Here is a 7,240-nt window from a genome sequence, read left to right as displayed (position 1 = left end):
GCGGCGGCGAGCATCCGCCGGGCACCTTCCCGCACGATCTCGTCGATCAGCGACGGGCTGCTCGCCGGACCATCGGCGGGCGTGCCGTCTTCGGGGACTACCGTGAGCACGGGCGCGCCTTCCAGACCGACGCGCCAACGTCGGTCTGACTGAGACCTCAACCTCGATCACCGGGAAGGTACGCCCTCCCCAGCCGATCCACAGGTCTCAACCATTGCTCGTTCCCTATCCGCATGTCGGTCAACAGCGAAGTGATTGAACAGCGGGCAGCGTCCCACCATGTAATACCGGTCATCGTGGACGTGTCGTTCCCGCTACCCGAGCGCACCACTCAACGGCGGATGTCCGGGCTGGCGCTCGGGGCCATGGTCTGYCGGCTTCGACCACTGGTGTCATCCCGGGTCGTGACCCGCGCCCCGTGCATGGACGTTCCCCGCCGTGGCCGCACGTTTCCGCTGGCAGACGGCCTGCTTGTGCGATCGGGGATGTTGATCGTGGGGCCGGGGATGGTGGGGTGGCGGTTCGGGTTGCGCCCGGTTCTGTCCACAGGTATTCAGGACTATTGGTGCGACCTGGGATTTCGTCCAACCTTTTGCTAGTCGTCAAGTTCGCACAATACGAACCGGGCGATGCCCGCAGTGCGCCACCAGGCGTGCGAAGTCCTTCGGCCGGCGACGGGCGTACGTCCGCTCCACGGGGCCGTACCCACCCGCCGGCCCGGTGCTCGGTGAGCACGGCGGGCAGCTCGACATCCAGGCCGAATTTCTCCGTCAACCCGGGCTACCCGGCCGTCTGCGGGGTGGTCGCCAGCCCGCGGTGTGGTCCTGGCTGGGGATGGCCGCCGCCCACCTCGCAGACGAACGTCCACAAGCCGGCCGCCCATCCATCGGCGCGGGCTGGATGAACTCGTCCGGGTGGAATGGGCGTACCTGTGTATCCATGCCACAGCTGCACGGGTCGCGAGCTGTGCGTCGCGCCGTATGCCGGTCCTGGCTGCAGTGTGCCGGAGACGCCAGCGAGGAGGTCTCGTCCATGAGCACTCCAGGGATCGGCCATCCGTTGTACCCGCCGCTGCGCCCCACGGTCACCGTCGAGGAGCTCCTGGCCACGAGAGGTACCCAACCCATCCGCTCGCTCGACGACCTGGCCGCTGACACCTTCGATTCCGACGAGGAGCTCGACGAGTTCCTCGCGTTCACCTACGCCGAGCGTCGTCGCGACGTCGCCTGAGCCGTCGCCTGAGCCGTCGCCGTGCAGCCCGTCGTCCTTGACACCGACATCGTGTCCCTGAGTCACAAGCGCAGGCTCAGCAGGCCCGTGGCAACCCGCCTGATCGGCCGCCGGCCGCTGATCACCTTCGTGACCTTCGGTGAGCTCACCAAGTGGACCGATCCGCGAGACTGGGGTAGTCGTCGACGTCGGGAACTCGCCGACTGGCTTTCAGGAATCCCTGTACTACCCGGAGACGAAGCCGTCGCTGCCACCTGGGGCGTACTCTCCGCAGCCGCCACCCGGGCCGGACAGCCCCGTCCAGTCAACGACATGTGGATCGCGGCGTGCTGCCTCRCYCACAATCTGCCRCTCGCCACCTTGAACCYGAAGGACTRCATGTACTTCAGGGATCATCGTGGTCTACGGATTCTTGGCGAGGAGTAACCGCTGCTTCCGAACGGCGGGCCCCGGGGTCATGCGGTACGCCGTGGTGGCCGGCTGCGACGTCGCCACCGTGACGACTCAGCCGGGATCGAAGTCCCAGCAGAACACGCAGCGCGCCGGTTTCGACCTCCTCCACACCCGCGCCATCCTCAACGCGCGGCGATGTTGGCGGGCCAGCCCGAGGCTGTCCGGTCAGCCATGGAGAAGACCGGTGGCGGAAACGGCCGGCGCAGGTTGGCGCTGCTAAAAAGAGCCATGACCACGACACCACGAATTCAGCAGTACCAGGGCGATCGACGCGAGCTCCGCCCTCTGTTCGAGCTGGCCGAAGACTCGGCCAGTCAACTCGACGCCTACCTCCACCTCGGCCACGTTCTGGTCGCGCTCCTCGACGACCGAATCGTGGGACATCTTCAATTCGTTCCCACCGGACACCCACAGACGGTCGAGATCAAGAACATGGCAGTGCTGAAGCCCCATCAGGGACATGGGATAGGCCGGGCGCTCATCGAGTCACTGGTCGAGCTTCTCGCGGGTGCTCCGGTGACCGCGCTGCTCGTCGCGACGGCCGCCGCCGACATCGACAACCTGCGCTTCTACCAGCGGCGCGGGTTCCGGTTCCGCTCGGTCGAACGCGACGCTTTCACGGCGGCGACGGGCTACCCCGGCTGCGTCGTCATCGACGGTATCGAGCTGCGCGACCGGGTCTGGCTTGACCTGGTCGCTGCCCGCCACCGGGCCCCGCGTCGAAAACCGGGACCTTCTCCTGGCCAGCCGCCCCGGGTTGTTCGAAGCCGAGCACTGCCTCCCGCACACCGGCCTGGGCTAAGTAGGGAGCCGACCGGCCGGCCTGAGCAGGAACGTTGCGACCTATATCGCCGTGGCCATGATCCTCGGCATCTATTTCGCGCTGAGCTCCGGCACCGTGGACAGCATCGTCTACGACGTCGTCCTGGAGGAGACAGGCTCGAGCAAGCTCTACGAGACCTGGATCGGCCGGGCCACCATGATCGAGAGCGGTGTTCTCGTGGTCAGCGCGCTGGCCGGTGGGGCGATCGCCGGCTGGGCCTCCGCGCGGGTGGCCTCCTTCGCCACCTTGCCGTTCGTGGCGGCCTCGGCCGGTCAGACTCGGAGCGCCTCGCCGAGAGGTAAGGCGGCATGAGAGCACCATTGGACGCTCACATGCAGCGGCCCAGGCGGCGTACTCCAGCCAAGTCCCGATGAGAGAGCTCCGGCGCGGCTCGGGTGGATATTGCTGATCGAAGATGTCGGCGGCAGTGACAGTGAGACATCCTGGCGGCGCGTTACGGATCTCCTCGCGAGCRCACAGCGCAAGGCGTGCCCGGGCAGAGCCTTCGGTCCCGCCACTGTCAGGGCCGGCAGCTCCGTCGTCTGTCTGGCGCTCCGAGGCTGCTGGAACGGCCGATGTAATAGCGTGAGCCTTTTCCAGGAGCCGGCTGGAGATCCGTCGACCGTCAACAGAGCGCGCCCACTTCGCCTCGCCGAACAGAACCGGGTGTCGGTCCCTGCCCGCGAGCACGACCGCATCGATCTCGTTCTGCCCACCCGCGTTCCAATAAGGCCCGACCGCGACGATGTCCCTGCCCAGCGCGCCGACGACCGCGAGTCGGCGTAGGTGCTCGCGAAACGCTTCCTCCCACGGTTTGCCGAGATGGTCGTCCAGACTCTCGATCAGTACTGGCAGCAGTGCTTTCCCTAATCCACGCTCGATCTCCGCGCGGTACCGAGACAGCACGCCGAGATAGAAAGCGAGGAAATTGTCGGCGATCCGGTAGACGCGCCGACGGCTGCGCGCTGGTTCGGTGACGGGCATCAGCCGTTCGACCAGCCGCAGCTCGACGAGCCGATCCAGAGTACGGGCCGGTTCAGCCCGAATATAGTCCTTGATCTCGTTGTACTGGGTGCGGCCCTCGGCGATCGCGTGGAGCACGGCCGCCGGGTATTCACCGTGCTCCACCTCGGTGGCAAGCACGAGTTGGCCCTCGGTGAGCAGCGGCGCCCCGGGCCGGCAGGCCAGCCGTAGCAGGTTGTCAGCGAGATCGGCGCCCTGGTCCCACCACGACAGATACAACGGAACTCCGCCAACCAGCCCGTAGACGAGCGCCCGGTCGGATGGCGTCAGGCTGGGCAGCATGAGTACGGCCTCGTGCGGACGGAACGGATGCAGCGACAGTGACAGATCAAATCTGCCGTACAGAGGCGCCCGCTGCTCCTGTAGCGCGGTCATGTGCCGCACGGCCGACCCGCACACGAGCATCCGCAGCCTGGTCCGGCCGGCTGTTCGATCGAGGAAGGCCCGCAGGACTCCGGGCAGTTCGGGTGAGGTGGYGACGATCTCGGGAAACTCGTCCAGGATGACGAGGAGCGGCTCCTGCTCAGCCGCCGCGGCGAGGTCGTCGAGCGCGTCGTCCCAGTCGAGATAGGGACGAGCAGCGAGATCACGGATTCGCCCCGGTAGCGCGATGGCCGCCTGACGGGATAGTTGCGCCAGTTCCCCAACTGCCGCCCGACCGGCTCCGGTGTGGGACACCGACCGACGGCCCTGGGCGAAGCGCTGCAACAGCGCGGTTTTGCCGACCCGTCGCCGTCCCCCCACCACCGCCGGCCGGGGGTCGGTCGAGCGCCACCACGCCTCCAGAGCGGCGAGTTCGTCGGTGCGATTCACAAAGGCCACCGCCGCCCCGCCTCCCTCCAGCAACTCACACCACCTGTAACTTACTTGCTATGTAAGTTATACCCAGCGCCATCCGTACGCGGCTCGCGACATCCACGATTCTGTGATCTTTCCGCCTACCCGGCCGACAACCCTGACCGGATCGTGCTGCACGAGCTCATCCGGAGGGGGATCACGATGACGCCGCTCACGGACCACCTCGCCTACCGTAGGACCTCGTCCTGCGCGGCATCGCCAGCCTCCCGGTCCGCTTCAAACAGCACGCCGGTGTCCTCGGTCAGGTGCCGACGTAGGCCGCGAGGTGCTCGCCGGTGAGGGTGGAGCGGGCTGCGACGAGGTCGGCGGGGGTGCCCTCGAAGACGATCCGGCCGCCGTCGTGGCCAGCGCCGGGACCGAGGTCGATGAGCCAGTCGGCGTGCGCCATGACCGCCTGGTGGTGCTCGATGACGATGACCGACTTGCCGGCGTCGACGAGCCGGTCGAGCAGGCCGAGCAGCTGCTCGACGTCGGCGAGGTGCAGGCCGGTGGTCGGCTCGTCGAGGACGTAGACGCCGCCCTTCTCGGCCAGGTGGGTGGCCAGCTTGAGCCGCTGCCGCTCGCCGCCGGACAGCGTGGTGAGCGGCTGGCCGAGGCTGAGGTAGCCGAGCCCGACGTCGGCGAGCCGGTTGAGGATGGCGTGCGCGGCCGGCGTGCGCGCCTCCCCGGCGCCGAAGAACTCCTCGGCCTCGGTCACCGACATCGCGAGCACCTCACTGATGTCGCGGCCGCCGAGATGGTGCTCCAGCACCGATGCTTCAAACCGTTTCCCCTCGCACTCCTCGCAGGTGGTGGCGACGCCGGCCATCATCGCCAGGTCGGTGTAGATGACCCCGACGCCGTTGCAGGTGGGGCAGGCGCCCTCGGAGTTGGCGCTGAACAGCGCCGGCTTCACGCCGCCCGCCTTCGCGAACGCCTTGCGGATCGGGTCGAGCAGTCCGGTGTACGTCGCCGGGTTGCTCCGTCGCGAGCCGCGGATCGCGCCCTGGTCGATCGACACCACACCCGCGCCGGCTGGCCCCGAGAGATGGGGGATCGACCCGTGCACGAGCGAGCTCTTGCCGGAGCCGGCGACGCCGGTGACGACGACAAGCACCCCGAGCGGGATGTCGACGTCGACGCCGCGCAGGTTGTGCGCCGTCGCGCCGCGGATCGCTAGCCGGCCGGTGGGCGTCCGCACCGCCTCCTTGAGGGCGGCCCGGTCGTCGAGATGGCGGCCGGTGCGGGTGCCGCTGACCCGCAGCCCCTCGACGGTGCCCTCGAAGCAGACGGTGCCGCCCGCTGTTCCGGCGCCGGGGCCGAGGTCGACGACGTGGTCGGCGATCGCGATCGTCTCCGGCTCGTGCTCCACGACGAGCACCGTGTTGCCCTTGTCCCGCAGCCGTAGCAGCAGGTCGTTCATCCGCCGGATGTCATGGGGGTGCAGGCCCGTGGTGGGCTCGTCGAAGACGTAGGTGACGTCGGTGAGGGAGGAGCCGAGGTGGCGGATCATCTTGACCCGCTGCGCCTCGCCGCCCGACAGCGTGCCCGACGGCCGGTCGAGCGAGAGGTAGCCCAGCCCGATCTCCACGAACGAGTCGAGGGTCCGCCGCAGCGTGGCGAGCAGCGGCGCGACCGACGGCTCGTCGAGGCCGCGGACCCATTCGGCCAGGTCACTGATCTGCATCGCGCAGGCGTCGGCGATGTTGATCCCTTTGATCCTGGAGGACCGAGCCGCCTCGCTGAGCCGGGTGCCGCCGCAGTCGGGACAGGCGGTGAAGGTGACCGCCCGGTCCACGAACGCCCGGATATGCGGCTGCAGCGCGTCGGGGTCCTTGGCGAGGAACGACTTCTGGACCTTGGGGACCAGCCCCTCGTAGGTGAGGTTGACACCGTTGACCTTCACCTTGGTCGGTTCCTTGTAGAGGAAGTCCCGGAGTTCCTTCTTCGTGTACTGGCGGATCGGCTTGTTCGGGTCGAGGAAGCCCGACTCGATGAAGATCCCCACCGTCCACCAGCCGTCCACCTTGTAGCCGGGAATGGTGATCGCGCCCTCGGCGAGCGACTTGGAGTCGTCGAAAAGCTGGGTGAGGTCGATCTCGGAGACCGTGCCCCGGCCTTCGCAGCGCGGGCACATGCCGCCGGCGCGGGTGTAGGTCTGTTTCACGGTCTTGGTCTTACCGGCACCGCGTTCGACCGTGACCGCGCCGGCCGCTCGGACCGAGGGGACGTTGAAGGAGAACGCGTTGGGCGAGCCGATGTGTGGCTCGCCGAGCCGGCTGAACAGGATGCGCAGCATCGCGTTCGCGTCGGTGGCGGTGCCGACCGTGGAGCGGGCGTCGGCTCCCATCCGCTGCTGGTCGACGATGATCGCGGTCGTCAGCCCTTCGAGTACGTCGACCTCGGGCCGCGCCAGCGTCGGCATGAAGCCCTGCACGAAGGCGCTGTACGTCTCGTTGATCAGCCGCTGCGACTCGGCGGCGATCGTGCCGAACACCAGCGAGCTCTTGCCCGAGCCGGAGACGCCGGTGAACACCGTCAGCCGGCGCTTCGGGATCTCGATGCTGACGTCCCTGAGGTTGTTCTCGCGCGCGCCGTGCACGCGGATCACATCGCTGCGGTCGGCAACGTGCGGCGCCGGCGACCGCGGGTCCGGCGACCGCGGGTCCGTCCTCGTGGCCGTGCTCATGGCCGTGCTCATGGCCGTGCTCATCGTGTCTCCATCTGCCTGGTGCACGGGAGGTGCCTGGTGCACGGGAGGTGCCTGGTACACGGGAGGTGCCTGGTACACGGGAGGTGCCTGGTACACGGGAGGTGCCTGGTACACGGGAGGTGCCTGGTACACGGGAGGTGCCGTCGGGCCGGTCATGCTGC

At 68.2% G+C, this 7,240-nt stretch carries 6 protein-coding genes and 1 pseudogene; 3 read left to right on the top strand and 4 right to left on the bottom strand.

Features of this window, described 5'->3' with window-relative positions:
• The first annotated feature begins 1,032 nt into the window (after window positions 1-1,032).
• From KBI5_RS07655 to KBI5_RS28660, 3 genes and pseudogenes are all read left to right on the top strand, one after another.
• Entirely contained in the window at window positions 1,033-1,230 is a 198-nt protein-coding gene (locus KBI5_RS07655) for a hypothetical protein (protein ID WP_043590978.1), read from the top strand.
• A 21-nt stretch (window positions 1,231-1,251) separates the two neighbouring features.
• Window positions 1,252-1,656 (top strand): type II toxin-antitoxin system VapC family toxin, encoded by a 405-nt coding sequence (locus KBI5_RS07650; protein WP_085014791.1) that lies wholly within the window; start codon window positions 1,252-1,254, stop codon window positions 1,654-1,656.
• Between the two features lie 49 nt (window positions 1,657-1,705).
• Window positions 1,706-1,903 (top strand): annotated as a pseudogene (locus tag KBI5_RS28660) (hypothetical protein); the annotation flags it as partial.
• On the opposite strand, the gene KBI5_RS27705 reads toward KBI5_RS28660, so the two are convergent.
• The 4 genes from KBI5_RS27705 to KBI5_RS07625 all read right to left on the bottom strand — a co-directional run bounded on the left by KBI5_RS27705 (window position 1,900) and on the right by KBI5_RS07625 (window position 7,055).
• On the bottom strand, window positions 1,900-2,067 hold the full coding sequence (locus KBI5_RS27705) for a hypothetical protein (protein WP_162492182.1): 168 nt from the start codon (window positions 2,065-2,067) through the stop codon (window positions 1,900-1,902). The pseudogene KBI5_RS28660 and the gene KBI5_RS27705 overlap by 4 nt on opposite strands.
• A gap of 102 nt (window positions 2,068-2,169) precedes the next feature.
• Entirely contained in the window at window positions 2,170-2,391 is a 222-nt protein-coding gene (locus tag KBI5_RS27700) for a hypothetical protein (protein ID WP_035910211.1), read from the bottom strand.
• A complete protein-coding gene (locus KBI5_RS07630) occupies window positions 2,333-4,351 on the bottom strand; it encodes an ATP-binding protein (RefSeq protein WP_241882728.1) in 2,019 nt (672 codons plus the stop codon). The genes KBI5_RS27700 and KBI5_RS07630 overlap by 59 nt, the downstream gene beginning before the upstream one ends.
• 277 nt (window positions 4,352-4,628) lie before the next feature.
• The gene (locus tag KBI5_RS07625; protein ID WP_085014795.1) at window positions 4,629-7,055 is read right to left on the bottom strand and encodes an excinuclease ABC subunit UvrA; all 2,427 of its coding nucleotides are present in this window, start codon (window positions 7,053-7,055) and stop codon (window positions 4,629-4,631) included.
• Window positions 7,056-7,240: the final 185 nt, after the last annotated feature.

Source organism: Frankia sp. KB5, assembly GCF_002099325.1.
Taxonomy (GTDB): domain Bacteria; phylum Actinomycetota; class Actinomycetes; order Frankiales; family Frankiaceae; genus Frankia; species Frankia casuarinae.
This window is presented reverse-complemented; position numbering and strand designations above follow the sequence as displayed.

Bases quoted from the DNA above. Each gene is read 5' to 3' on its own strand.
- KBI5_RS07655 (WP_043590978.1), top strand. From the start codon at position 1,033: ATGAGCACTCCAGGGATCGGCCATCCGTTGTACCCGCCGCTGCGCCCC.
- KBI5_RS27705 (WP_162492182.1), bottom strand. From the start codon at position 2,067: ATGTCCCACGATTCGGTCGTCGAGGAGCGCGACCAGAACGTGGCCGAG.
- KBI5_RS07625 (WP_085014795.1), bottom strand. From the start codon at position 7,055: ATGAGCACGGCCACGAGGACGGACCCGCGGTCGCCGGACCCGCGGTCG.